At 66.7% G+C, this 24,584-nt stretch carries 24 protein-coding genes and 1 other RNA gene; 5 read left to right on the top strand and 20 right to left on the bottom strand.

The window, feature by feature from the left end; all coding sequences use genetic code 11:
• Positions 1 to 3 precede the first annotated feature (3 nt).
• The 9 genes from mraY to rsmI form a co-directional block, all read right to left on the bottom strand.
• A complete protein-coding gene (gene mraY / locus D579_RS0112120) occupies positions 4 to 1,086 on the bottom strand; it encodes a phospho-N-acetylmuramoyl-pentapeptide-transferase (RefSeq protein ID WP_018176146.1) in 1,083 nt (360 codons plus the stop codon).
• Positions 1,067 to 2,437: a UDP-N-acetylmuramoyl-tripeptide--D-alanyl-D-alanine ligase gene (murF, locus tag D579_RS0112125; RefSeq protein WP_026289522.1), complete on the bottom strand. Its 1,371-nt coding sequence runs from the start codon at positions 2,435 to 2,437 to the stop codon at positions 1,067 to 1,069. Before murF ends, mraY begins: the two co-directional genes overlap by 20 nt.
• Positions 2,434 to 3,975: a UDP-N-acetylmuramoyl-L-alanyl-D-glutamate--2,6-diaminopimelate ligase gene (locus D579_RS0112130; protein ID WP_018952163.1), complete on the bottom strand. Its 1,542-nt coding sequence runs from the start codon at positions 3,973 to 3,975 to the stop codon at positions 2,434 to 2,436. Before D579_RS0112130 ends, murF begins: the two co-directional genes overlap by 4 nt.
• A complete protein-coding gene (locus tag D579_RS0112135) occupies positions 3,972 to 5,687 on the bottom strand; it encodes a penicillin-binding protein 2 (RefSeq protein WP_018939016.1) in 1,716 nt (571 codons plus the stop codon). Before D579_RS0112135 ends, D579_RS0112130 begins: the two co-directional genes overlap by 4 nt.
• Positions 5,675 to 5,959, bottom strand: coding sequence for a cell division protein FtsL (ftsL, locus tag D579_RS0112140; protein WP_018168234.1), 285 nt, complete (start codon positions 5,957 to 5,959; stop codon positions 5,675 to 5,677). Before ftsL ends, D579_RS0112135 begins: the two co-directional genes overlap by 13 nt.
• Positions 5,959 to 6,885, bottom strand: a complete 927-nt coding sequence (rsmH, locus tag D579_RS0112145) for a 16S rRNA (cytosine(1402)-N(4))-methyltransferase RsmH (RefSeq protein ID WP_018168235.1) — start codon at positions 6,883 to 6,885, stop codon at positions 5,959 to 5,961. Before rsmH ends, ftsL begins: the two co-directional genes overlap by 1 nt.
• A gap of 5 nt (positions 6,886 to 6,890) precedes the next feature.
• Complete coding sequence (gene mraZ, locus D579_RS0112150; protein ID WP_018144475.1) at positions 6,891 to 7,331, bottom strand: division/cell wall cluster transcriptional repressor MraZ; 441 nt, start codon at positions 7,329 to 7,331, stop codon at positions 6,891 to 6,893.
• A 286-nt stretch (positions 7,332 to 7,617) separates the two neighbouring features.
• Positions 7,618 to 7,969: RNase P RNA component class A (gene rnpB, locus D579_RS14385), an RNA gene on the bottom strand.
• Positions 7,970 to 8,279: 310 nt separating this feature from the next.
• Positions 8,280 to 9,116, bottom strand: a complete 837-nt coding sequence (rsmI, locus tag D579_RS0112155; protein ID WP_081621725.1) for a 16S rRNA (cytidine(1402)-2'-O)-methyltransferase — start codon at positions 9,114 to 9,116, stop codon at positions 8,280 to 8,282.
• A gap of 81 nt (positions 9,117 to 9,197) precedes the next feature.
• Between rsmI and D579_RS0112160 the strand changes: the two genes are divergently transcribed.
• Genes D579_RS0112160 through D579_RS0112170 form a run of 3 tightly spaced genes read left to right on the top strand, consistent with a single transcriptional unit; the run spans position 9,198 to position 12,804 of the window.
• Positions 9,198 to 11,057 carry a penicillin-binding protein activator gene (locus D579_RS0112160; protein ID WP_018952165.1) on the top strand — a complete coding sequence of 620 codons (1,860 nt, stop codon included), beginning with the start codon at positions 9,198 to 9,200 and terminating at the stop codon, positions 11,055 to 11,057.
• On the top strand, positions 11,058 to 11,414 hold the full coding sequence (locus D579_RS0112165) for a YraN family protein (protein ID WP_018952166.1): 357 nt from the start codon (positions 11,058 to 11,060) through the stop codon (positions 11,412 to 11,414). It begins immediately after the preceding gene.
• 10 nt (positions 11,415 to 11,424) lie between these two features.
• Positions 11,425 to 12,804 (top strand): FAD-binding oxidoreductase, encoded by a 1,380-nt coding sequence (locus D579_RS0112170; RefSeq protein WP_018144479.1) that lies wholly within the window; start codon positions 11,425 to 11,427, stop codon positions 12,802 to 12,804.
• A 69-nt stretch (positions 12,805 to 12,873) separates the two neighbouring features.
• On the opposite strand, the gene D579_RS0112175 is transcribed toward D579_RS0112170, so the two are convergent.
• The 6 genes from D579_RS0112175 to D579_RS0112200 form a co-directional block, all read right to left on the bottom strand.
• On the bottom strand, positions 12,874 to 13,302 hold the full coding sequence (locus tag D579_RS0112175) for a ClpXP protease specificity-enhancing factor (protein WP_018938174.1): 429 nt from the start codon (positions 13,300 to 13,302) through the stop codon (positions 12,874 to 12,876).
• Positions 13,299 to 13,925: a glutathione S-transferase N-terminal domain-containing protein gene (locus tag D579_RS0112180; protein WP_018144481.1), complete on the bottom strand. Its 627-nt coding sequence runs from the start codon at positions 13,923 to 13,925 to the stop codon at positions 13,299 to 13,301. Before D579_RS0112180 ends, D579_RS0112175 begins: the two co-directional genes overlap by 4 nt.
• 390 nt (positions 13,926 to 14,315) lie before the next feature.
• Positions 14,316 to 15,059: a cytochrome c1 gene (locus D579_RS0112185; protein ID WP_018938175.1), complete on the bottom strand. Its 744-nt coding sequence runs from the start codon at positions 15,057 to 15,059 to the stop codon at positions 14,316 to 14,318.
• Positions 15,059 to 16,468 carry a cytochrome b N-terminal domain-containing protein gene (locus D579_RS0112190; RefSeq protein ID WP_018168241.1) on the bottom strand — a complete coding sequence of 470 codons (1,410 nt, stop codon included), beginning with the start codon at positions 16,466 to 16,468 and terminating at the stop codon, positions 15,059 to 15,061. The genes D579_RS0112185 and D579_RS0112190 overlap by 1 nt, the downstream gene beginning before the upstream one ends.
• Positions 16,468 to 17,070: a ubiquinol-cytochrome c reductase iron-sulfur subunit gene (gene petA / locus D579_RS0112195; RefSeq protein ID WP_026287943.1), complete on the bottom strand. Its 603-nt coding sequence runs from the start codon at positions 17,068 to 17,070 to the stop codon at positions 16,468 to 16,470. The genes D579_RS0112190 and petA overlap by 1 nt, the downstream gene beginning before the upstream one ends.
• Positions 17,071 to 17,386: 316 nt before the next feature.
• Positions 17,387 to 18,136, bottom strand: a complete 750-nt coding sequence (locus D579_RS0112200) for a Nif3-like dinuclear metal center hexameric protein (RefSeq protein ID WP_018952167.1) — start codon at positions 18,134 to 18,136, stop codon at positions 17,387 to 17,389.
• A gap of 42 nt (positions 18,137 to 18,178) precedes the next feature.
• Between D579_RS0112200 and D579_RS0112205 the strand changes: the two genes are divergently transcribed.
• Positions 18,179 to 19,300 carry a S1C family serine protease gene (locus D579_RS0112205; protein ID WP_018952168.1) on the top strand — a complete coding sequence of 374 codons (1,122 nt, stop codon included), beginning with the start codon at positions 18,179 to 18,181 and terminating at the stop codon, positions 19,298 to 19,300.
• Between the two features lie 23 nt (positions 19,301 to 19,323).
• Here D579_RS0112205 and D579_RS0112210 read toward each other — a convergent pair whose 3' ends face one another.
• The 5 genes from D579_RS0112210 to D579_RS15250 all read right to left on the bottom strand — a co-directional run bounded on the left by D579_RS0112210 (position 19,324) and on the right by D579_RS15250 (position 24,397).
• Positions 19,324 to 20,232 carry a CopD family protein gene (locus tag D579_RS0112210; RefSeq protein ID WP_018952169.1) on the bottom strand — a complete coding sequence of 303 codons (909 nt, stop codon included), beginning with the start codon at positions 20,230 to 20,232 and terminating at the stop codon, positions 19,324 to 19,326.
• A 3-nt stretch (positions 20,233 to 20,235) separates the two neighbouring features.
• Positions 20,236 to 20,607, bottom strand: coding sequence for a copper resistance CopC family protein (locus D579_RS0112215; RefSeq protein WP_018952170.1), 372 nt, complete (start codon positions 20,605 to 20,607; stop codon positions 20,236 to 20,238).
• A gap of 106 nt (positions 20,608 to 20,713) precedes the next feature.
• The gene (locus D579_RS0112220; RefSeq protein WP_018952171.1) at positions 20,714 to 22,114 is read right to left on the bottom strand and encodes a multicopper oxidase family protein; all 1,401 of its coding nucleotides are present in this window, start codon (positions 22,112 to 22,114) and stop codon (positions 20,714 to 20,716) included.
• A complete protein-coding gene (locus tag D579_RS0112225) occupies positions 22,114 to 23,868 on the bottom strand; it encodes a TolC family protein (protein ID WP_018952172.1) in 1,755 nt (584 codons plus the stop codon). Before D579_RS0112225 ends, D579_RS0112220 begins: the two co-directional genes overlap by 1 nt.
• 148 nt (positions 23,869 to 24,016) lie before the next feature.
• Positions 24,017 to 24,397: a hypothetical protein gene (locus tag D579_RS15250; protein WP_369772992.1), complete on the bottom strand. Its 381-nt coding sequence runs from the start codon at positions 24,395 to 24,397 to the stop codon at positions 24,017 to 24,019.
• Between D579_RS15250 and D579_RS15480 the strand changes: the two genes are divergently transcribed.
• Positions 24,287 to 24,529 (top strand): hypothetical protein, encoded by a 243-nt coding sequence (locus D579_RS15480; RefSeq protein WP_338065499.1) that lies wholly within the window; start codon positions 24,287 to 24,289, stop codon positions 24,527 to 24,529. The two genes, D579_RS15250 and D579_RS15480, sit on opposite strands and share 111 nt — an antisense overlap.
• The last annotated feature ends 55 nt before the right edge of the window (positions 24,530 to 24,584 follow it).

Consider the following 24,584-nt stretch of genomic DNA (forward strand, 5'->3'; position numbering starts at 1 on the left):
GGATCAGCGCACCTTCAGGGTCGCAAGACCGACAAGGACGAACACCACGGTCAGGATCCAGAAACGCACGATCACGCGCGGCTCCGGCCAGCCCTTGAGTTCGAAGTGATGGTGCAGCGGCGCCATGCGGAAGATTCGCCGCCCAGTGAGCTTGAAAGAGGCGACCTGGAGCATCACCGAAAGCGTCTCCAATACGAAAATGCCCCCCATGATCAGCAACACGATCTCCTGACGGGTGATGATCGCCAGCATGCCCAGGGCCGCGCCCAGCGCGAGCGCCCCGACGTCGCCCATGAAGACCTGCGCCGGGTAGGTGTTGAACCACAGGAATCCCAGCCCGGCGCCGACCAGGGCGGAGGTAAAGATCACCACCTCGCCCACGCCGGGTACCGCCGGAATACCGAGATAGTCGGCGAATACCGCATGGCCCGCCGCGTAGGCGAACACGCCCAGGGCGCCGGCCACCAGCACCGCCGGCATGATCGCCAGGCCATCCAGCCCATCGGTCAGGTTCACGGCATTGGAGGACCCCACGACCACCAGCCAGACCAGCGGGATGAACAGCCAGCCCAGGCTGAACTGGATGTCCTTGAACACCGGCAGGTAGAAGGTCGTCTCCACCGGCCCCTGCGCGGTGTACATAATCACCCCCGCGGCGACCAGGGCGAACAGCGTCTGCCACAGGAGCTTGGCGCGCGCCGACAGACCCTTGCTGTTGCCGTAGCGCAGCTTCAGGTAGTCATCCCAGCCACCTACGGCGCCGAACGCCAGGGTGGTCAGCAGCACGAGCCAGACGAAGCGGTTGGTCAGATCGCTCCACAGCAGGGTCGCCGCCGCCACTGCCACCAGAATCAGGGCACCACCCATGGTCGGCGTGCCGGCCTTGGTCAGGTGCGACTCGGGACCGTCATCGCGGATCTGCTGGCCGACATTGCCGACCGTCAGGCGGCGGATCATCGCCGGCCCGATCAACAGCGCGATCGCCAATGCGGTAACCACCCCGAGGATGGCGCGAACGGTCAGGTACTGAAAGACCGTGAAGCCGGAATAGAACTGGCTCAGGTATTCAGTCAGCGCGAACAGCATTCGCCACCTCCGGCGCTGACGAGGCCAGGTCCAGCCCCTCGATGATCTGTTCCATGTGCTGGCTGCGCGAGCCCTTTACCAGGACCGTGGTGCCCTCCCCCAGGAGGTCCTCCAGGCGCGAGCGCAGCGCGGCGTGGTCGGCAAACCACTCGCCGCCGTCGCCAAAGCCCTCGGCGCTGTCGCGCGCGGCATCGCCCAGCGCCAGGCAGTGTTCGATACCCACCGCGCGGGCCAGGTGCCCGGTTTCCCGGTGCAACGCCGGCGTGGCGGCGCCCAGTTCACCCATGGCACCCAGCACCAGGATGCGCCGACCGGGCATCGCCGCCAGCACCTCGAGCCCGGCCCGCAGCGAGTCCGGATTGGCGTTGTAGCTGTCGTCCCAAATCCGCGCGCCGCTGACGTGCCACAGCTCCTGCAGACGGCCGCGCACCGGCTTCCAGCGGGTGAGCCCGTCGACGATTCGGTCAATCCCGATACCGACCGCGTTCGCCGCGGCCGCGGCCGCCACGGCATTGGCTGCGACGTGGCGACCGGGGCCGGCCAGGCGCAGATCGCGGACGGCGCCGAGGATGGACAGACGCAGCCGGTCCGGGGCCTGCCACATGCCTTCCACCTCGCCGCCACCCTCCAGCGAGAAGCGCTGGCAGTGGTGATGCTCGTTCAGCGACAGCCAGTAGTCGGCAAACGGATCATCCAGATTGATGACCGCGGTGCCGCCCTGGGCCGGGAGACCGGAGTAGATCTCGGCCTTGGCATGGGCGACGCCCTCCAGGCTGCCGAAGCCCTCGAGATGGGCCCGACCGGCATTGGTGATCATGGCGACCTGCGGTTCGACCCAGCGCGCCATGCGCCCGATCTCACCGGCATGATTGGCGCCCAGTTCGATGACCGCGTAGTCGACTTCACAGGGCATCGCCAGCAATGTCAGCGGCGCGCCGATCTCGTTATTCAGGTTGCCCGCGGTGGCATGCACCGACCCAACCCCCTCAAGGATGCAGCGGAGCATCTCCTTGGTCGTGGTCTTGCCATTGGAGCCGGTCAGGGCAATCACCCGCGCGCGGCTCTGGCGCCGCCAATGGCGGCCCAGGCGGCCCAGGGCCTCGCGGGTATCGGCCACGATGATCTGCGGCTGTGGCACATCGAGCGCCCGCTCCACCAGCAGCACGGCCGCCGGCAGGTCGGCACCGACCTGTGCGTGGGCATCGAAATTCGGCCCCTTCAACGCGATGAACAGCGCTCCCGGGCGCGGCTCGCGAGTGTCCGTAAACACGCCCTCGAAGGCCGTGTCGGGCACCCCTTGCAGGCGCCCATGGACCGCCTCGGCCAGTTCCTGGCTGGTCATTCGAATCATTGTCCCTCCCCCCTGATCGCGCGGTCCTGGCCACGCATGTCCTGCGGGTGCCGGCACGCCCGGGCCTGCACCTGTTCGCGGTCGCTGAACGGATAGCGCTGGCCGCGGATCTCCTGGGTCGTCTCGTGACCCTTACCGGCCACCAGCACCACATCCCCGGCAACGGCCTCGGCCAGCGCACTGGCAATCGCCGTTGCGCGATCGCCAATCTCGTGGCATTCGGCGGAATCGGCGCAGCCGGCAAGGATCTCGGCGCGGATCTCGGCCGGGTCTTCTCCGCGCGGGTTGTCATCAGTCACGAAGATCACGTCGGCCTCCCGGCAGGCCACCTGGCCCATTGCCGGGCGCTTGCCTCGATCGCGGTCGCCGCCGCAGCCGAACACCACGCTCAGGCGCCCGCGTACATGGGGTCGAAGCGCCTGCAATGCAGCCTCCAGGGCCTGGGTGGTATGCGCGTAATCGACCACCGCCAAGGCCCCGTTAGCGAGCGGGAAGCGCTCCATGCGGCCGGGCACGCCGGGGAGTTCGGCGACTGCCGCGATCGCCTCCTCGCGCTCTACCCCGAGGCCCTGCAAGGTGGCGAGGGTCGCCAGCAGATTGCCGACCTGGAACAGGCCGAACAGGGTGGAACGAACCGGATAGGCCCGGCCGTCGGCCTCGAGGGTGAAACGCAGCCCTTCGGCCGTGGCCTCTACGTCTCGGGCGCGCAGATCGGCGGGTGCACCCAGGGCACTGTAGGTCAGGGCCTGAACGCCCGCCGGCAGATGCTCCACGACCTGGCGTCCAAAGGCATCATCGATATTCAGGACCGCCGTTTGCAGGCCAGGCCAGACAAACAGCCGCGCCTTGGCTGCCGCATACGCCTCCTGACTACCGTGGAAATCGAGGTGATCGGAGCTCAGTCGGGTGAGCACCCCGACGCTGATCGGGGCCCCGGCGAGGCGCCCTTGTGCCAAACCGTGCGAGGAGGCCTCCAGCGCCACGGCACCACAACCGGCCGCGGCCAGCTCGGCCAGGTGGCGATGCAGGTCCAGTACACCCGGGGTCGTGTGTCCGGTATCCACCAGGTGGCCCGGTCGCCCGACGCCGAGCGTGCCGATCAGACCGGTGGGCCGACCCAGGGTCTCCAGGGCCAACGCGATCAGGTGCGTGACCGAGGTCTTGCCGTCGGTACCGGTCACCGCCACCAGCGGGGCCGCCTCCGGCCAGCTACCGAACAATCCGCGCGCAATCTGCGGCAGCCGTTCCCGCAGGCCCGGCACATGGAGCATCGGCACAGCAGGGAATGTTTCCGGGGTTCCGGCCTCGTCCCACAGGATCACGCCGGCACCCCGTGCCACGGCATCGGCAGCATGCGCTAGCCCATGGCCGTGCGTGCCGGCCAGGGCCACAAAGGCGGTGCCGGGCGCGACCCGGCGGCTATCCTGAACCAGGTCGGCGACCGGCAAGTCCGCCAGGTCGGGGCGCAGGAGATCCGCCGGCAACAAATCGCCCAGCACCGGTCCGGCCCCGCCTCGGGTATCACGGGCGGCCATCATGGCGTCCCCTCGTGATCCGCGGCCAGGCGCATGGGGACCTCCGGCATCGCGTCCGGGCGCACGTTGAACATGCGCAGGGCCGAACCGACGACATTACGGAACACCGGCGCGGCGACCGCCCCACCGTAGTAGACGCCGGCATCCGGCTCGTCGATCACCACGGCCATGACAAAACGCGGATCGGAGGCCGGGGCCAGGCCGACGAAACTCGAAAAATAGCGGTCCTCGGTATAACCGCCCGGACCGCTCTTGCGGCTGGTACCAGTCTTGCCGGCCACGCGATAACCGTCGATCGCCGCCTGGCGCGCGGTGCCCTCGGTACCGATCACATGTTCCATCATTGCCAGCACCTGGCGGGCAGTACGCGGAGTCATCACCTGCGCCGACTCGCGCAGATCGTCGGCGGTGCGCACCAGACGCACCGGCACCCGCTCGCCGTCATTGGCAAAGGCGGTGTAGGAGGCCGCCATCTGCAACGGCGACAGCGACAGCCCGTAGCCATAACCGAGCGTGGCCTGTTCGACCTCGCGCCAGGTGGTGAAATCGCGCAGACGCCCCGTGGCCTCGCCCGGGAAATGGGTACCCAGCGCCTGCCCGAAGCCCGCCTGATGCAGGGTCTTCCAGAAACGATCCGCGGGGGTATCCAAAGCCAGCTGTGTGGCCCCGACATTGCTCGAACGGGCGATCAGGGTGGTGAGGTCGATCGTCCCGTAGTCGCGCAGGTCGCGCACGGTCAGGCGCCCCACCCGCATGGTGCCCGGGCCGGTCTCCAGGGTGGCGTTGACGTCCACCACCCCGGCATCCAGGGCGGCCGCCACGGTGAACGGCTTCATCACCGAACCGGGCTCCAGGGTATCGGTGATGGCCCGGTTGCGGGCGCGATCGGAACGGATAGCACCGCGATTGTTCGGGTTGAATCCGGGCTGATTGACCAGCGCCAGGATCTCGCCGCTGCGGGCGTCCAGAAGGACAGCGGAGCCGCCACGGGCATTGTGTTCGGCGACCGCGGTCTTCAGTTCGCGGTACGCCAGATATTGCAGGCGCTGATCCAAGGTCAGGGCCAGGGTGTTGCCGTCACGCGCGGGGCGGATACTGGCGACATCACGGATGCTGCGGCCATAACGGTCGCGCAGCACCCGCTTGGCGCCCGGATGACCGGACAACCACTGGTCAAAGGCCAGTTCCACGCCCTCCTGGCCCTGATCGTCGATATTGGTATAGCCCAGCACATGCGAGGTGGCCTCGCCATGCGGGTAATAACGCCGGAATTCGCGGGTCAGGCCGACGCCCTGGATGCGCAGGGCCGCTACGCGCTCGGCCTGATCCGGCAACATTTGGCGGCGCAGGTAGATGAATTCGCGCGAGGCACGCGCCTCGATACGCTCCGCCAGCCAGTCCGGCTCCACCTCCAACGCCGCGGCCAAATCCGGCCAGCGCTCGCGCTGGCCCATCAAGTCCTGCGGGTTGGCCCAGGCGGTCTGCACCGGGGCCGAAATGGCCAGGGGTTCGCCGTGACGGTCGGTAATCATGCCGCGGTTCGCGGACTCGGTCAGGGTGCGCACCTGGCGCTGCTCGCCCTGCTTGGTCAGGAAGTCGCGCTCCAGGACCTGCAGATCGACGGCGCGCAACAGCAACGCGGCGCTCGCGACGGCGAACACGGCGATCACGACCTTCAGACGGCCACCACTGATCTGCCGCTTCAGCGCGCCCACGAGCTACCCCCGATCACCACGATGCGATCCGAATCGGGCTGAATCATGTCGAGACGCTCGCGCGCCTGCTCCTCGACCCGGCCCTGGGTCGCCCAGGTCGATTGCTCGATCTGCAACTGCGTCCACTCGAGATTCAGGACATCGCGCTGGCTCAATGCCTGCTGCTGGTCGATAAAGGCCTGGCGCGACTCATGCTTGGCCGCCACCACCCCAACCGCCGAGGCAAACACCCCGGTTGCCAGCGCCACCGCCAGGAGCCCGCGCGCAACCATCAGAGTCGCTCCCCGACACGCAGCACGGCCGAGCGCGAACGCGGATTGATGCGCTGCTCCTCGCGATCGGCATGGATCGGCTTGCCGACCGGGCGCAGCTTGCGCTCCGGCTCCTCCGGCATCACCGGAAGGCCGCGCGGCAGGCGCACGCTGGACACCGGCTTGCGCAGGGCCTGCTTTACCAGTCGGTCTTCCAGTGAATGGAAGCTGATCACCACCAGCCGCGCACCAGGCGGGAGCACATCGGGGATCGTCGCCAGCCACTGCTCCAGCTCGGACAGCTCCGCGTTCACGAAGATGCGCAGCGCCTGGAAGGTTCGAGTGGCCGGGTGCTTTCCGGGCTCGCGTTTCGGGACCGCACGGCGAACGATCTCGGCCAGTTCGCCGGTGCGGCTAAGCGGTGCCTCGGTGCGTGCAGCCACAATGGCCCGGGCAATGCGCCGCGAGTGGCGCTCCTCGCCGTATTGATAGATCACATTCGCGATCTCGGTCTCGTCGGCCCGCGCCAGCCACTCCGCCGCGCTCTCGCCGCTGTTCGGATCCATGCGCATGTCCAGCGGGCCGTCGTGCTGAAAACTGAATCCGCGCTCGGGCGTATCCAGCTGGGGCGAGGACACGCCCAGGTCCAGAAAGACGCCGTCCGGACCCCGGTCCGGCGAACGCCGTTCCAGCGTGGCGGCCATGGTCGAGAACGGCGCGGCCTCGAAGGCAAAACGCGGATCATCGGCAAACGAGGCGGCCGCCGTGGCGGCCTCCGGATCGCGATCCATGGCCAGCAGCCGGCCGTCCGGGCCCAGGCGATCCAGGATCGCCCGGCTGTGTCCACCGCGGCCGAAGGTGCCATCGACGTAAAAGCCGTCAGCGCGCACGGCCAGGCCCTCCAGCACCGCGTCGCGCAGCACCGGGATGTGGGAGACGGCTTCCATGTCCGTCACAACGCGATGGACTCGAGCGCTTCATCATCCACGTCACCCCCCAGCACCTGGGCGCAGGTCTCCTCCCAGGCGGCCTCGCCCCAGATCTCGAACTTCTTGCCCTGGCCCAGCAGCACCACCCGCTTTTCCAGGCCGGCGTACTGACGCAGGGGCGGAGGCAGCAACAGGCGGCCGCTGCCGTCCAGCTCGCACTCGGTGGCATGGCCCACCAGCAGGCGCTGCAGATTGCGCACCTTGGGATTCATGTTGGGGCGGGACATCAGGTTCTGCTCAATGCGCTCCCACTCGGGGAACGGGTACAAGAGCAGGCAGCGGGAGGGATCAACCGTGATCACCAGCTGACTGTTGCAGCTCGCAGCGAGGTCGTCGCGATACCGCGCCGGCATGGCCAGGCGGCCCTTCGCATCCAGATTGAGCTGGCTAACGCCTCGAAACATCGCTGATAACGGTGGTTACCCACCTTTCCCCACTTTGACCCACTTTCCGACACTATAGGTACGGGCATCCTCCAGAGTCAAGAAAATCGACCCCGAAAAACGAAAAATAAGCGTTGAATCACAGAGACTTAGCGCACCCACCCCGAGGCGGACGAAAGAGCGGGGAGAAGGGTATTAAAAGCCTCGCGTTGAGGCTCAAACTTAATGCATCACCTTACAAGTTTGCCGCACACACAGCCGTGCACGCGCAGACCGGGGCGGCCGCGGGGGCTTGATCGTGGGAAAAAGTGGGAGCCGGCCGTAAGCCGGGTTCTGTCGAGGACAGTCATTCATCTGGGACGTCCGTCACCGGACGCCTCGAGCAGCCTACCCGGGTGCGATGCGGGCCACACCATGCACCCCTATTTGGCCTTGCTCCGGACGGGGTTTACCCTGCCACGAACTGTTACCAGTCGCGCGGTGCGCTCTTACCGCACCATTTCACCCTTACCTGTACCCGGCGAACCGGACCATCGGCGGTATATTTTCTGCGGCACTTTCCGTCGGCTCGCGCCGCCCAGGCGTTACCTGGCGTCCTGCCCTATGGAGCCCGGACTTTCCTCCACATCCGAGGATGCAGCGACTGCCTGGCCGACTCCCGCGCTCCTTGTACGCCGCTGCGCGCGCGAACGCAAGACTCCGCAAGGGCTTGGCCGGCACGGGCCTTGCTGGCCGCGAAGCGCACGAAGGCACGAAGGCACGAAGAAGGGCAAAAGCGATGTACAGAAAACCCGAGAGACCGGAAGAAAACTGAGCTCGGCCACTAACAGCATTATTCGAGCGATACGGCAAGCACCCGACCACCCCCGCCCACGATTAGTTGCTTCCCGCCCGCCCCGCCTTCCCGTCGATGGCTTTTGACCTTGGCCTTCTTCCTGCCTTCGGGCGCGGCGTGGCAAATGAGAATCCCTACCCGCCCGCGTCCTTGAGGGCCAGGGCGCGGGCGTAGACGCGGTTACGCGGCAGGTCGGTGGCATCGGAAAGCAGGCGGGCCGCACGCTTGAGAGGGAGTTCATGCAGCAGTGCCGCGAGCAGGCGCTCGTGCTCGTCGGACAGGGGCATGTCGGCCTCGCCCCCCGTGTCGGGCGCGGGCGCCGGGGCCAGGATCAGCACGAACTCGCCGCGGGTGCGGTTGCTGTCGGCATCCAGCCAGGCCGGCAGTTCGCCGGCGGGGCCGCGATAGTGTTCCTCGAACTGCTTGGTCAACTCCCGCGCCAGGAAGACCTCCCGCCCCGGTGCCAGCTGCGCCAGGTTGGCGGCGGCCGCGCGAACACGATGCGACGATTCGAACAGGATGGTAGTGACCGGCTGGACCAGCAATGCCTCCAGCCGCCGTTGGCGCGCCCCGGCGGCATGCGGCAGGAAGCCCTCGAAGCAGAAGCGGTCGGACGGCAGCCCGGCAACCGCCAGCGCCGCCAGAGGCGCACTGGGACCCGGTACGGCGCGCACATCCAACCCGGCTTCGCGCGCCGCCCTCACCAGCCGAAAACCCGGGTCCGACACCAGCGGCGTGCCGGCATCGGAAATCAGCGCGACGGACTCCCCCGCCCTCAGCGCCTCCAGCAGCAAGGGAATACGCTCTGCCTCGTTATGCTCGTGCAGGCTGACCAGCGGCGTGTGCACGCCCAGATGCGCCAGCAGCCCGGCGCTGTGTCGCGTATCCTCCGCCGCAATGCGCTGCACCCGACCGAGGACCTCGCCCGCCCGCGGGCTCATATCTCCAAGATTACCAATCGGGGTAGCCACCACCCACAACGTGCCCCAGTTCGTTGACACGGCCTGATGCGCTTTCAATACTGACTCCTCATTCGCTGACGAACCGCTATCGTGACCCGAATCCCCGAACGCGCCGGGCATACCCGGCCCCTGTCCCGTCTTGCCCTGTTGCTGCTGGCCACGGCCATCGTGGCGGGCTGTGCCACGCCGCGCCCGGCCCCGGAGCCGACCCCGGACGCCGAGGTCCGGCCGGACCTGGCCGAACTGCCTCCCGAGGTGCGCGCCAGCCTGCTGCTGAGCGAGGCCCGCTCGCGGCCGGAGCCCGACCTGGTGCGCCGCGCCATCGAGGCCGTGCTGGCGCTCGATCCCGCGACGCCGGACCAGCTGGACCGGGCCGAAGCCCTGTGGGCCGAGCTTCCCGGCGCCGCGCGTGACACCCAGGAAGCCCGCCTTCTAGGCGCGCGACTCGCAGCAGCGCAACGGGATTGGGAGCTCGCCCGCGAACGACTGGGTGCAGACGACCCGGACGACCCCACGCGAACCCCGGAGGTCTATCGCCAGGGGCTTGCCCTGCACGCCCGGATGCTGGAACAGGAGAGCCAATGGTATCAGGCCCTGGACACCCGGCTGCGCCTGGACCGCCTGCTGATCATGGAGCCCGACACACACGCCGAGAATCAGCAGCGCATATGGGGGCTGCTCGCAGCCCTGCGCCCGGCCCAGCGCGACCGGATCGTGGGCAACCACCCGCCGGATGGGGATGCCTGGGTCAGCCTGTTCCGACTGCTGCGCGCCGCCGATACCGAGGAACAGGCGCACCTGGCCGCCGGATTGTGGCGCGAGCGCCATCCCGCGCATCCGGCCAACAGCCTGCTACCGGAACTCGTCGCCAGCCACCCGCTGGTCGCGGACGCGCCTGGGGACACCCTGGTGCTGCTGCCACTGTCGGGCGACCTGGCCGCACTGGGCAACGCCATACTCGACGGAATCACCCGCGCCTACTACGCGGAGGGTGGCGGCAACGGCCGGCTGATCGTGCGCGACACGCGCGGCGAGCCGGACGGCGCGGCCGCCCTGTACCGGCGTGGCGTGGACTCCGGCGTCGCGCGCATCATCGGTCCGCTGCGGCGTGAGTCGGTAAGCCAGGTGGCCGCTAGCGATCAGACCCTCCCGACCATCCTGCTGAACCGCACGGAAGTCTCGACCCCCAGCGAACTCACAACGCTGGCCTTGAATCCGGAAGAGGATGCCCGTGCGGTGGCCGACCGGGCGGCCCGCGCCGGCTGGCATCACCCGCTGGTGCTCCTGCCGGAAGGGGCCTTCGGCGATCGCGTGGCAAGTGCCTTCCGGGCGGCATTGGCCGACGAAGACCGGCGCCCGCGAGACGTCATTCGCATCCAGCCCAGCGCCGGGGAGCTGAACGCCACCATTGGCAATGCACTCGGCATCCAGCAGAGCGAGGCGCGCATTCGCGATGTGGCACGCCGGACCGGGCTGGAACTGGAAGGCGACCCTCAGGTGCGCGCGGATGTGGACCACATCTTCATTGCCGGCACGGCGCCGCAAGTTCGGCGCATCGTGCCGCATCTCCATTTCCACCGGGCCAGCCAGCTCCCGATGATGGCCACGCCCCATGTCTATTCCGGACGCCCGAATGCCAATCGCGACGCCGATCTCAACGGGATCGTGTTCCCCGATACCCCCCGGCTGTTCGACCGGGTGAGCCCACTGGCGGACGACGAACAAGCACGCGACGAGGCACTCCCCCGGTTTGTCGCCCTGGGCATGGACGCGATGCGCCTCAGCCTGCGCCAGGACGGGATTCGCAACGCCCCCCATCATCAGCTAACCGGCGGCGCTGGCACCTGGAGCCTAAACCCCTTCAACCACGAGTGGGTGAGAGAACCGGCCTGGGCGCGCTTCGAGGGCGGCGAGCCCCGACGCATCGACGTACACCCCGGAGAATCCTGAGTGTTTCGCCCGGGTGCCTCGGGGCAGGCCGCCGAGAAGCGAGCCGCGGACTACCTGGAGGCACACGGGCTGCAGATCCGTGCGCGTAACGTCCGCCGCCCTTACGGCGAGCTCGACCTGGTCGCACTCGAGGACGATACCCTGGTGCTGGTGGAAGTACGCAAGCGGAGCCACCCGAGCTTTGGGGGCGGCGCAGAGAGCATCGACCGGCGCAAGCGTGAACGCCTGTTGCGGGTGGCCGAGGCGTACCTGCAGGAAAGCGCCTGGAACGGCCCGGTCCGCTTTGATGTGATGACCCTGGATGGCCAGGACCGGATCGAATGGCTGCAAGACGCCATCCAGGCATCCACCCCGTGAGCGCCCACCGATGACCCCTCTGGCTCGCGAACTGGAACAGCTCCTGGCGCCCGGCGATCGCCTACTCGATCCCGCGGACTGCTGGACCTACGGTGCCGACAACTCGAAGCTGCATGCGGTGCCCGACGCCGTCGCCTTCCCACGGGACGCCGATATGGTGCGCGAGCTGGTGCGCCTTTGCCGGCGCCTCGGCGTGGCCCTGACCAGCCGCGGACGCGGCACCGGCACCACCGGTGCCGCGGTCCCGGACCATGGCGGGCTGGTGGTGTCATTCGAGCACATGAACCGCATCCTGGAGGTGGATCCGGATAATCGCTGGCTGATCGCGGAGCCGGGCGCCACCAACGGCGAGATCCAGCAGGCGGCAGGCGCCACGGGCTTCTTCTGGCCGCCGGACCCCACCAGTAGCGCCTATTGCACGCTCGGTGGCAATCTCGCCTATAACTCCGCCGGCCCGCACGCGGTCAAATACGGCACCCCGCGTGACAACACCCTGGGCCTGTCCGGCGTGGCCGGAACCGGCGAGGCATTCCGCACCGGCGTCCATACCACCAAGGGGGTGGTGGGCTACGACCTCACCCGTCTGCTGATCGGATCCGAAGGGACCCTGGCCGTGCTCACCGAGGCCACGTTGCGCCTGACACCCAAGCCGGAAGCGACCCGCCTGATCCAGGCGGTCTACCGCGATGTCGACGCCGCGGCCCGGGCCGTATCGCGGCTGATGGCGCGCGCCGAGGTCCCGTCGGCGCTGGAGTTCATGGACCATTCCGCGATCACGATGATCCGCGCCTACGCGCCGGATTGCCCCCTGCCCGCCGCTGCCGGCGCGATCCTGATGATCGAGACCGATGGCACCGAAGCCGGCATCGAGGCCACCACCGCCGGCATCCGGCGCGCGGCCGAGGGCGAAGGCTGCGTGCAGACCCTCAGCGCCGACACCCCGGAAGAGGCCCAGGCGCTCTGGGCCGTGCGCAAGGCCCTGTCACCGGCGTTACGCACGGTGGCGCCGAAAAAGATCAACGAAGACGTGGTCGTGCCGGTCTCGCGCATTCCCGACCTGATTGCCGGGCTCGACCGGCTGGCCGCGGAACACGCCATCAAGATCGTGAACTTCGGCCATGCCGGGAACGGCAACATTCATGTAAACCTGCTGGTGAACCCGGATGACCCGGCAGAACTCGCGGCGGCGGAGCGTTGCCTGGACGGCGTCTTCACCCTGGTGTTGTCGCTGGGCGGGACGCTCTCGGGCGAACACGGCATCGGGCTGGTGAAGCGACCCTATATCAGCCGGGAACTGGACCCGGTGGCACTGGGACTGATGGCCGGCATCAAGCGAACGTTCGACCCGGACAACATCCTGAACCCTGGCAAGGCGCCCGGACCCGCCTAGCCAGGTACCGGGCAAGGGAATCCCCTCCCCAGCAGGGCCCGGAAAAGAAAAGGGCCCCCGTAAGGGGCCCTACTTCACGACCTTCAGTGCCGGCCCCTTGCGCTTCGGGGTCGGCGAATCCTCCCCGCCCCCGTCATCACCAGAGCCGTCCGGAGGCGTGCCCGGACCGTCGTCGTCGGGGCCGGGCCCCGGCTCGCTGCCGAACATCATCCCCTGACCGTTCTCGCGCGCGTAGACCGCGAGCACCGCTTGCATCGGCACAAAGACATCCATCGGGCTGCCCGCGAACCGGGCCGAGAAGGCCACCGCCTCGTCACCGATGTTCAGGGCCTGCACTGCGGTCGGACCGACATTGAGCGTGATCTTGCCCTGGTCGACGAACGCCTCCGGAACAATCACCCCTTCGACTGTGGCGTCGACCAGGAGATGCGGCGTGAAGCCGTTATCCGTAACCCACTCCCACAGAGCCCGGAGCAGATAGGGGCGCGACGAAGTCACAGGCGAAGCTCGCGCTCGGCCTCGGTCAGACTCACCTGGAACGATTCACGCTTGCAGACGCGATCGGCATATTCCTGAATCGCCTGCGGCAACGCCGTCAGATCGATGCCCACGGCGGGAAGCCGCCACATCACCGGGGCGATGGCACAGTCCACGATCGAGAACTCGTCGCTCAGGAAATACGGCTTGAGCTCGAAGATCTCGGCCGAGCTGACCAGGCTTTCGCGCAGGATCTTGCGCGCCTTGGTCAAGCCGGAGCCTGAGGCCTGGTTGACGGCATCGAGACCCTCGTACCAGTCACGCTCCACGCGATAAAGCGCCAGCCGCGCGGCCGCCCGCGAGACTGGATCCACCGGCATCAGCGGCGGATGCGGAAAGCGTTCATCCAAGTACTCGGTGATGACGTGCGTGCCGTACAGGGCCAGGTCGCGATCCACCAGGGTCGGGACCTCGTTGTACGGGTTCAGGTCGGAGAGATCCTCGGGCAGTTCATCGGGCCCGAGATTGACGACATCCACGGCGATGTCCTTCTCCGCAAGGATGATGCGCACCCGGTGGCAACGCACGCAGTCGTGAGCAGAAAACAGGGTCATAACGGAACGACGGTTGGCGACCAGCGCCATGGCTTTCTCCCTAGGGAAACACTGATTGATGTACACGCTCGCGCTCGAGTCGCTTTTGCGTGCGAACAAGGCGCGGTGACTGCCGTGCAGTCATTCTGCACAAAGGAGCCGCAACGCCGTTCCCGCGCAAAAGCGGCCGAGCCCCTGCTTTCAATCGTTTGTGGGGTTGGTACCCCAAGTTCCCCGATCCTGCGTTGCGGCCCTTGCCGGTAGAACCACTACCGGCTGCGCACCGCTCCTTGTCTCGGAAAACCTGGGGTGCCAACGCGAGTGTGTACATTAATCAGCGTTTCCCTGGCCCGGCCGAACGGTTTCCGGTGCCGGGCAGACGGTCAATAACACCGGCGCGCGATCATCCCTGATCGGCGCGCCGGTTACGGTTCATGCCGCCTAGTGTACGTCTTTCCAGTACTCCTTTTTCAAGAAGTAGGCGAGAATCGTGAAGATTCCGAGGAAAATCAGTACGTACAGGCCAATTCGCTGACGATCCAGCTGCATCGGCTCGCCCATGTACGAGAGATAGGTCACGATGTCGCGCACGGCACGATCGTACTCGCTGGGCGTCATCTGGCCGGAGCGCACCAGTTCGAGACGCTCGTTACCATCCTCGTCGACGACCTTTTCCTGCCAGCCCTGCAGTTCCCACAGCACGTGGGGCATGCCGACGTTGGAGAACACGTCGTTGTTCGCGCCCAGCGGGCGCGACTCGTCGATGTAGAAGCTCTTCAGGAAGGTATAGACCCAGTCCTCGCCATTGATGCGCGTGGTCATGGTCAGGTCCGGCGGGACCACACCAAAGGCCTCTTCGCCATAGTCTTCGCTCATGGCGTTGGTCATCAGCGAACCAACGCCAACGGGATCACCGGCCTCGTCGGTGATGAAGATAAAGTTCTCCTCCACCTGCTGCTCGGTCAGGCCGATATCGCGACCCACGCGGTTGTAGCGCATGTACTCGGTCGAGTGACAGGCCATGCAGTAGTTCATGAACAGGTTGGCACCGCGCTGCAACGAGGCCTCGTTGGTCACGTCGATGTTGGCCTTTTCCAGGTCACCGTCGTACCCGGCCGCCGAGGCGGCCGGGACGGTGAACAAAGCCGCAGCGGCCAGGAATGTAGTTGCAATCAGCGTTTTCATTACGAAGTCACCCTTTCCGGAACGGCACGGTCACGGCCCAGGCCACGTGCGAAGGCAGGGACCACCATGGTCACGAACAGATACACGGTCGGAATCAGCCAGGACCACATCAGCAGGCCCGCGCTATCGGGGTCGAAGCGCAGGATGTCGTAGAAGGAGTAGATACCCACCACCACGGCAAACGCGATCAGGCTAAAGACCATGGACCGTTCCTTGCTGAGGAACCACAGCACGAAGAAGAACGCGAAGTAGACCGTGGAGAAGCGCAGGCTCATCTCGCTGACCTCGCTGGTGGCCTGCTGCAGGCCCAGCCATCCGAGGATCACGAAGGCCACCACGAACACCGCCAGGTTGAACTTGGCCGCGAACGAGCGATAGCGCATCGACAGGACCGGGTTGCGATCCAGCCAGGGGATGAAGAACAGCATCACCACCGCGGCGCCCATCGCCATCACACCCAGGAATGGATCCGGCACCGAACGCAGGACCGAGTACATCGAGGTGAAGTACCAGACCGGCGGAATCAGGTCCGGGGTCACCAGCGGATCGGCCGGGATCATGTTGTCGGCCTTCAGGAACAGGCCACCACCGGTCGGGAAGAAGAACATGATCACGGCGAAGACCATCAGGAACACGCCGACGCCCACCAGATCCTTCACGGAATAGTAGGGGTGGAACGGGATGCCATCCTTCGGGATGCCATTCTCGTCCTTGTGGTCCTTGATGTTGATGCCGTCCGGGTTGTTGGAACCCACTTCGTGCAGCGCGATGATGTGCGCGGCCACCAGCATGATCAGGACCAGCGGCAGGGCAATCACGTGCAGTGCGAAGAAGCGGTTCAGCGTGGCGTCGGACAGCAGGAAGTCACCGCGAATCCAGGTCACCAGGTCCGGCCCGATGTACGGGATGGTCTGGAACAGGTTCACGATGACCTGCGCGCCCCAGTAGGACATCTGACCCCAGGGCAGCAGGTAGCCGGCGAAGGCCTCGGCCATCAGTACCAGGTAGATCAGCACACCGAAGATCCAGATCAGCTCGCGCGGCTTCTTGTAGGAGCCGTAGAGCAATGCCCGGAACATGTGCAGATAGACGACCACGAAGAACATCGAGGCGCCAGTGGAGTGCATATAGCGGATCAGCCAGCCCCACTCCACGTCGCGCATGATGTACTCGACCGACGCAAACGCGAGTTCGGCGTCGGGCTTGTAGAACATGGTCAGGAAGATGCCGGAGACCACCTGGATGACGAGCACCAGCAGGGCCAGGGAACCAAAGAAGTACCAGAAGTTGAAGTTCTTCGGTGCGTAGTACTGCGCCAGATGCTCGTTCCACATCTGGGAGAGCGGGAAGCGGGCGTCCACCCAGCCCAGCACACCGCCCTGGATCTTGGTATCAGGATTGCTGGCCATCAGATCGCCTCCCCGTCTTCATCTTCACCAATGACTAGCAAGGTATCGTTCCGATACATGTGCCGCGGGATCACCAGATTGGTCGCCGCGGGCATGTTGCGGTACACGCGACCGGCCAGGTCGAAGCGCGAACCGTGGCAACCGCACAGCCAGCCGCCCTGCCAGTCGGAACCCATCTCGGGATCGCCGATCTCCGGGCGGTAGCTCGGCGAGCAGCCCAGATGGGTGCAGATACCGATGACGACCAGGATCTCCGGCTTGCGCGAGCGGTACTCGTTCTGCGCATATTCCGGCTGCTGGCTTTCCACTTCGGAGTCGGGATCGCGCAGGCGATCGGCCACCTCGGCCAAACCGGCAACCATCTCGTCGGTGCGCCGCACTACCCAGATCGGCTGGCCACGCCACTCGACGCTGACACGCTGACCCGGCTCGACAGCGGCCACGTCGAACTCGACAGGGGCCCCGGCTGCCTGAGCGCGCGCGCTGGGCTGCAAGGACGCCAGGAACGGGGCCGCGACTGCGGCGACCCCGGCTCCGCCTACGACGGATGTCGCGGCGACGAGGAACCGGCGACGGCCTCGGTTTACGCCTTGGTTTGCCATGTTTGTCTCTCCAAACAACGTGTTGAAATCGTGTTCCCGCGGCCGCAAAGGAGGGCGCGGCTGGCACGCGAAGGGGCTTGCCGCACGCGCGAATACCCATCTGGGCGGGCTGTAAAATGCGATAGAATTCCCGAACACGCTAATAAGGTCAAGTAGATTGCCGCCTTAAGACCGAGCATTGCACTCGGTCTCACGCCCCCGAAAACCTTATAAGCAGTTGATTATAAATTTGCTTGTTCCGGGCGCTGCCAACGCCCCGAAACCGCACATTCTGCACCACAATCTCGCAGCGCGCGGCCCGTGAGGGCGACATCGCTCAGGCGGGATTGTCGATCTCGATGAACTCGTGTTCGAGGCCGAAACGCTCCCTGCACCACTGCCCCAGGGCCTGGGCCCCGTAACGCTCGGTCGCATGGTGTCCGGCGGCGAAGTAATGCACCCCAAGCTCGCGCGCCTCGTGGGTGGTCTGTTCCGAGATCTCGCCACTGACATAGGCATCCACCCCCAGGGCCGCCGCCTCGGTCAGTAGCGACTGCGCCCCGCCGGTACACCATGCGATGCGCCGGATCGGGTGATCACCGGCCTCCACGCAAAGGGCCTCGCGTCCCAGCACGTTGCTGATGTGCGCCTGCATATCCGGCGCCGATAGCGGTTGGGCGGGGGTTCCGATCTGGCCGACACCGTCCTCGCGCAGTACGCCGTCGATCGCGAACCCCAGGCGTCCCGCCAGCTGGGTATTGTTGCCGAGTGCCGGGTGGGCATCCAGCGGCAGATGGTAAGCCACCAGATTGATGTCGTGCGCGAGCAACTGCCGCAAGCGCTCCCGCTTCATGCCGGTCACCTCCTGCGGCTCGCCCTTCCAGAAGTAGCCATGGTGCACCAGGATCAGGTCGGCCCCGGTCTCCACGGCCGCCTCCACCAGCGCCAGCGACGCGGTCACCCCGCTGACGATCCGGTGGATCTCGCGCCGTCCCTCGACCTGCAGCCCGTTTGGACAGTAGTCGCGGAAGCGCTCCGGTTCGAGTTCCGCATTGAGTGCCTGCATCAGTTCGTCGCGATCGACCACGGCGGGATCCCCTGTTGAGCGATGATTCGGTATATTCGGCATATGGTGAATTTCTCCCGCTTCCTGCTGCAAGCTGCGCTGACCGGTATCGCCCTGGCGGTGGTGATCGCAGTGTTCTTCCCCGAGATCCTCGGCCGCGGCGACCCAGGTGCCGAGCTGCGGGTCGCCGAGCCGGTGGCTGCGCCTGCCGCAACCGGCGCGCCGGCCAGCTATGCCGACGGCGTACGCCGCGCCGCACCCGCGGTGGTCAACATCATGACCTCGCGCACCATCGACCGCCCGTCCGGCTTCGGCCTGCACGAGTTCTTTGGCCAGCAACTGCCACCGGGCGAACAGGAACAGTCCAGCCTCGGCTCCGGGGTCATCATGACCGATCAGGGGCACGTGCTCACCAATCACCACGTGATCGAGGAGGCCGATGCCATCGCCATCGTGCTGCCCGGCGGCGAGGCCCATCCCGCCGAGATCATCGGCATCGACGCGGACACCGACCTCGCCGTGCTGCGCGTGCGGGTGCCGGATCTGGCCGTGGCCACGGTGGGTCACTCCAGCGACCTGCAGGTGGGTGACGTGGTCCTGGCCATTGGCAATCCGTTCGGGGTCGGCCAGACCGTGACCCAGGGCATTGTCTCCGCCACCGGACGCAACCAGCTCGGCATTAACACCTTCGAGGACTTCATTCAGACCGACGCGGCCATCAACCCGGGCAATTCAGGCGGCGCGCTGATCAATGCCCGCGGCGAGGTCATCGGCATTAACACGGCGATCTTCTCGCGCTCCGGCGGCTCCCACGGCATCGGTTTCGCGATCCCCGTGGACCTGGCGCGCAGCGTGATGACCGACATCATCGAGCAGGGCTTTGTCGCCCGCGGCTGGCTGGGGATCGAGGTCCAGGCGATGAACCGCGAACTGGCCGAATCCTTCGGCCTGGATGCCCCGCGCGGCGTACTGGTGGCGGGCATCCTGCGCGAAGGCCCTGCCGAAGACGCCGGCATCCGCCCGGGGGACGTCATCACCCACCTCGACGACAGCAGCGTGAACACCCCGCGCGAGGCCCTCAACGCGATCGCCCGCACCGCGCCGGGCGCAACCCTGGACATCCGCATCCAGCGTGAGGGCGAGGACATCGAACTCTCGGCGACTGTCGTCCAGCGCCCGATCTAGGCAACACCCACCCGGGGTCTTTCTCAGCCGTTGGCCGGCGAGCTGACCGTGGTCAGTACCGCGGTCAGCAGCAGGATCAACGCCACCAGGGCACCCTCCAGCGCAATGCTGCGCCGCAGACGCCGCGGTGCTCCCGCTTCGCCGCGCTCGAAGGCCGGTACCAGCCGCCACTTGTTCGCGGCCGCCAGCAGCAGGAGCAGTGCGACGATCAGCACCTTGCCGATCAGGAACTGGCCATAGCCGGTGGTCAGCAACGGCGTGATGCCACCCAGCAACCACCAGGCGAGAACCACCCCCGCTAACACCAGCAATCCGACCCCAACCATCGCGACCTGCCCGAAACGGGCCAGGATGCGCGCGGCATCCGCACCCTCGGGAGGATGCCCGGCCAGCCGGTACAGTGGCGCCAGCGACGCAACCCAGAAGGCGGCTGCCAGCAGATGCACGATCAGCAAGCCGGCCAACAGAAGACGAGGCTCGCCCACGGTATGCCCCACCTGCACAAAGGCGAACATCACCAACAGCACCCCGGCCAGGCTCAGGCCATAGCCCACCCCCGGCAGACGCCGGGCATCCAGCAGGATCGCCTGAACCAGTAACAACCCGGTTACCGCGAGGATCAGCCGGGTCCCCTGCGCGCCCTCGAACACCATGCGGAGCAGCATCGGATCCATCGCGGAGGCGACGTTGCCACCCCCTAGGTACCCGGCCTGCAACGGCCACTGCAACATGGCCAGGGCGATTGCCACCCAGGCCGCGACCGCCCCCGTCCGGGCGAGCACCCGGCGATCCGGATCGGGCAGATCCGGAAACGCCAAGCGAAAAAGCACCGCCCCGGTCGCCAGCAGGGCCCCAAGGTAGAGCCCGGCCGTCACGAGGATCATCGCGACGGTCCAGGCCTCCACCCCGGCGAGTGCCGACATCCAGGCCATGAATCAGTCCTCCACCGTGAAGCGGAAGCCATCGGACATCATGTGCCCGTCGCGCGCCAGACCGCGCCAGCGCACCTGATAGCTACCGGCCGGAAGCGGCTCCGCAGGCTCCACGAAGTAGCGCTCGGTCGGCTCGTTGCCCGGCCGATTCGCCATCCTCACACGGCCGTTGGGGCCGGTCACGTCGAACTGAGTAATGCGCATCGCGCCATCGAACTCGATGCCGATCGCCTCCGGCGAGCCCTGCACGGTGGCGCCGTCCTCCGGCGTGCTGCCCAAATCGCCCTCATGGGCCAGCAACGGCATGGCCAGGGCCAGCAGCAGGGCCGCCAGGGCGGCTCGGGTGGTGTTGTGAATCGTATTCTTGGTCTGCATGTCGTGTCCTCTTGCTGTTTAGCCGTGTGGCAAACGTTGTTTGAAACAGGTGTGGGTAACACGGAGGGTCCGACTGGACCCTCCGGCCGGTTTTCCATACCGGAGACTAGTGGTCGTGACCTCCATGCCCCCCGTGACCACCATGGCCGTTCGCGTCGCGGCTGGGGGTCGGCAGCGCATCCGAGCCCTCGCCGGCCAGCTTGCCGCGGCGAACCGGATTGCCGAAGTCCGGGTCATCGCTGACCATCCAGGCGACCTCGCCCTCCGGATGCCAGTACCAGCCCGGGTCACGGAAGTCGCCCGGCTCCAGGTCGTCACGGACCTTGATCAGGGTGAACATCCCGCCCATACCGATGCTGCCGAAGGGCCCCTGTCCCATGGCCATCGCCAGGGTGTTCTCCGGGCCGGTCATGTGACCACTGTCGGTATGCTCCTGATGATCGGCCATGCCGTGCTCGCCCATCGCCATGTAACCGGGGAGGATCGAGCGGATCTCCTCCTCGATACCGGACTGATCCACGCCTAGCGGGTTGGCAATGCCGTGGCCCATCGGGTTCATGGTGTGATGCGACATGTGGCAGTGGAACGCCCAGTCGCCCGGCGGTGCGACGAACTCGATATCGCGGGTCTGGCCGACCGCCACGATCTCGGTGGTCTCCTTGCGCCACTGGCTGCGTGGCCAGCGCCCGCCATCGGAGCCGGTCACCTCGAACGACACCCCGTGCACGTGCATCGGGTGGTTCCACATCGACAGGTTGCCCATGCGGATACGCACCCGCTCGCCGGTCTTCGCCACCAGCGAGTCGATGGCCGGGAACACCTTGGAGTTCATCGACCACAGGTCGAAATCCACCATGATCGACGGATCCGGGGTGCGCGTACCGGGATGCAGTCCCCAGTTGTGCAACAGGATCGCGTAGTCGCGGTCCACCGGCTCGATCTCGCCGTCCTTCGGGTGGATGATGAACATACCCATCATCCCCATCGCCATCTGCACCATCTCGTCCGCATGCGGGTGGTACATGTGCGTGCCGTGCTGGTTCAGCTCGAACTCGTAGACGAAGGTCTCGCCCGGGTGGATCGGCGGCTGGGTCACACCCTTCACCCCGTCCATGCCCGAGGGCAGGTGGATGCCGTGCCAGTGCACCGAGGTGTATTCGGGCAGCCGGTTGGTCACGTAAATTCGGACCTTGTCTCCTTCGACCGCTTCGATGGTCGGCCCCGGCGTGGTGCCGTTGTAGCCCCAGCACTTGGCAACCGAACCCGGCGCGAACTCGTGCTCGATCTCCTCGGCCACCAGGTGAAACTCCTTCACCCCGTCGTTCATCGTGTAGGGCAGGGTCCAGCCATTAGGCGTGTGCACCGGCATGTAGCCCTGCTCGGTGCGTTCGCCCGGCGTTTGATCGCCCTGGTTGTGGTGCTCGTGGCCGGTTTCGGCCATCACCCGCGTCAGGGTGGTCGCCGGCAGCAGGGCGCTGGCGGCAATCAGAAAGTTACGGCGTTTCATCAGTGATGCCCTCCATGCCCGTGGTTGGAATGATCGCGGTGGTCCTGGTCCTGCTGACCGTGGTCATCGTGATCCATGCCGGAATGGCCCTCGTGACCTTCATGACCTTCATGGCCTTCGTGGCCTTGGCCGTGATCCATATCGTCATGGGTCCCGTGATCCCCGTGGTCCATACCGGAATGCCCGTCATCGCCGTCGCCATGATCCATGCCGGAATGGCCCTCGTGACCTTCGTGACCTTCGTGGCCTTGGCCATGATCCATATCGTCATGGGCCCCGTGATCCCCGTGGTCCATACCGGAATGCCCTTCATCGCCGTCGCCATGATCCATGCCTCCATGGCCTCCGTGATCCATGGCACCGTGATCGCCATGCCCCATGGACCCGTGATCCATGGCCGTCGGCTCGTGCTCCAGCTGGGCGGTCGCGAAGGTTCCGGCGCTACCCGGCTCGCCGCCCGGCAACTCGCCGGCCACGGCATGCGCCAGCGCGGCGCGGGCCTGCCAGTAGTCACCCAGGGCCGCGACGGTCTTCTGCCAGGCGGCCAGCTCTTCCTGCTTGATCGCGAGCAGGTCGAACACGTCGTCGAACATGAAGTTCACGCGCTCCTGGAGCCGCTCGGTCGCCAGCTCGCGAGCCGGCAGCAGGTCGTCCTGCAGCACGCCGAAACGGTTGCGGTGGTGGGCCAGACGCTCGAAGTGCTGGTGCACATCATTGGTGACCGCCTGCACGAGCGACTCGCGCCGCGCCTCGCCGTCCGCCAGCCGGGCCTCGGCGCGGCCAATACCGGCCTGGTTCTGGTTGAAGATGGGCAGCGTGAACGAGATGCCCCCACCCCACAGGCGGGTCCCGTCACCCTCACGCTCGAACTCCAGCCCCGGTTCGATATCCCCCATCCAGCGGTAACGCCGCACTAGGGCCACGCCCTCGGTCAGCCCATCCAGGGCATGATCCAGGGCGCGCAGATCCAGGCGCTGTTCCAGCGCCTGGTCCACCAGGGCCTGACGCTCCTCGACCTCTGCCAGCGGCAGCGGCAGCTCTTTCGGAAGCTCCCAGTCATCGACCTCGCCAGGCAGCCCCATCAAATGCGCCAGACGCAGCCGCGCCTCGCGCTCGCGCTGGCGGGCATCCTCGAGCTTAAGCCGTGACTCGGCCGCCCGGATGCGCAGGTGGGCGCGCTGCAGGTCCGAGATATTGCCGGCGTCATAGAAGCGCTCGCCCAAACGTGCGCCCAGATCCGCGGCCCGGCTCTCCAGGCGTTGCACCTCGGCACGCTGGCGCGCGGCCACCGCGTCATACCAGGCGCGTTCGGTGTCACTGGCCAACGCGACCATCCCCTCGGCCAGTTGCAGACGGGTGGATTCCCAGTGAGACCGCGCCATCTCCTGGCGCGAGCCGCGCATCAGCAGCCCGGAGATCCCCCAGGCCAGGCCAACGCCGTACTCGTTGCCACCGCCACCCTCGGGGCGCATGACCGACAGCGACAGCGATGGATTGGAAAACTGGGAGGCCTCGACCACGTCGGCCGCAGTCAGATCCAGCTTGGCATAAGCCTGCTGCATGCGCGGGTTGCGCCAGATGGCCTGGTGAATGGCCTCGTCGAGCGTCAGCTCGCCGGAGGGTCGGGGCATCTCCGACTCGGGCAGGTCGATCCCCTGCACCGAGAGGTCCTCCATCAGATCGGACCGGTCCAGCTCGGGCGCGGTAACCGCACAACCGGCGAGAAACAGTACCGACACCACGGGGAGCAGCAATCGGGTTGCTCGCATCGTGAAAATCTCCTTGATTCCGTACTCGATTCCGAACCGCGCGCAAGCGCACGACACGGCCATACTGCCCGCTGCCGGGGGGCACCCAGGCAGCACACGGGCAGGAACCGGCCAAACGGCCGGCATTACGGGATCAGGAGAGGATTGGAGGGCGGTGCAACGCGGCCGTGGAAGGACCGCTCTGGAAGGAATGCAGGCTTGCGCCCGGCGCTTCGGTCGCCACGACACTCATGCCGGTGATGGACGGCATGCCCTGACAGTGGCTACAGGCGGCACATGCAGCCAGACAAGCCGCATCCACGCAATCGGCATGTGCAAGCAGCTCGCTGGCCTGGGAATGTCCCGACGAAGACGCATGGTCCGAACCATGATGCGGCGACGCGGCGTGGCCCGCCCGGTCGCCATGCGCATGGTGAACATGGGCAGCGTCGTGCCCGTGATCGTGGGCCCCGTGCTCGGCGTCGCCCTTGGACTGGGCACTATGCATCGTGTGCCCGGCGTGACCGTCTTCCATACCCACGGCCGCGGCCAGCGCCGGCAGGCCGGCAATCGCCAGCACCAGCATCCAGCACAGCAGTCGGTAGAAGACTCGCTTCACGTCGGTCCGAACCTCGTCTCGAGGGGCGTCGCGCCCCCTATAACCTGACATCAACCTACCACAACCCACAGCCACCTGCGGACGCAACCCCGACGTTCGAACG

Origin of the sequence: Thioalkalivibrio sp. AKL12, from assembly GCF_000377925.1 — a bacterium.
Lineage (GTDB): Bacteria > Pseudomonadota > Gammaproteobacteria > Ectothiorhodospirales > Ectothiorhodospiraceae > Thioalkalivibrio > Thioalkalivibrio versutus.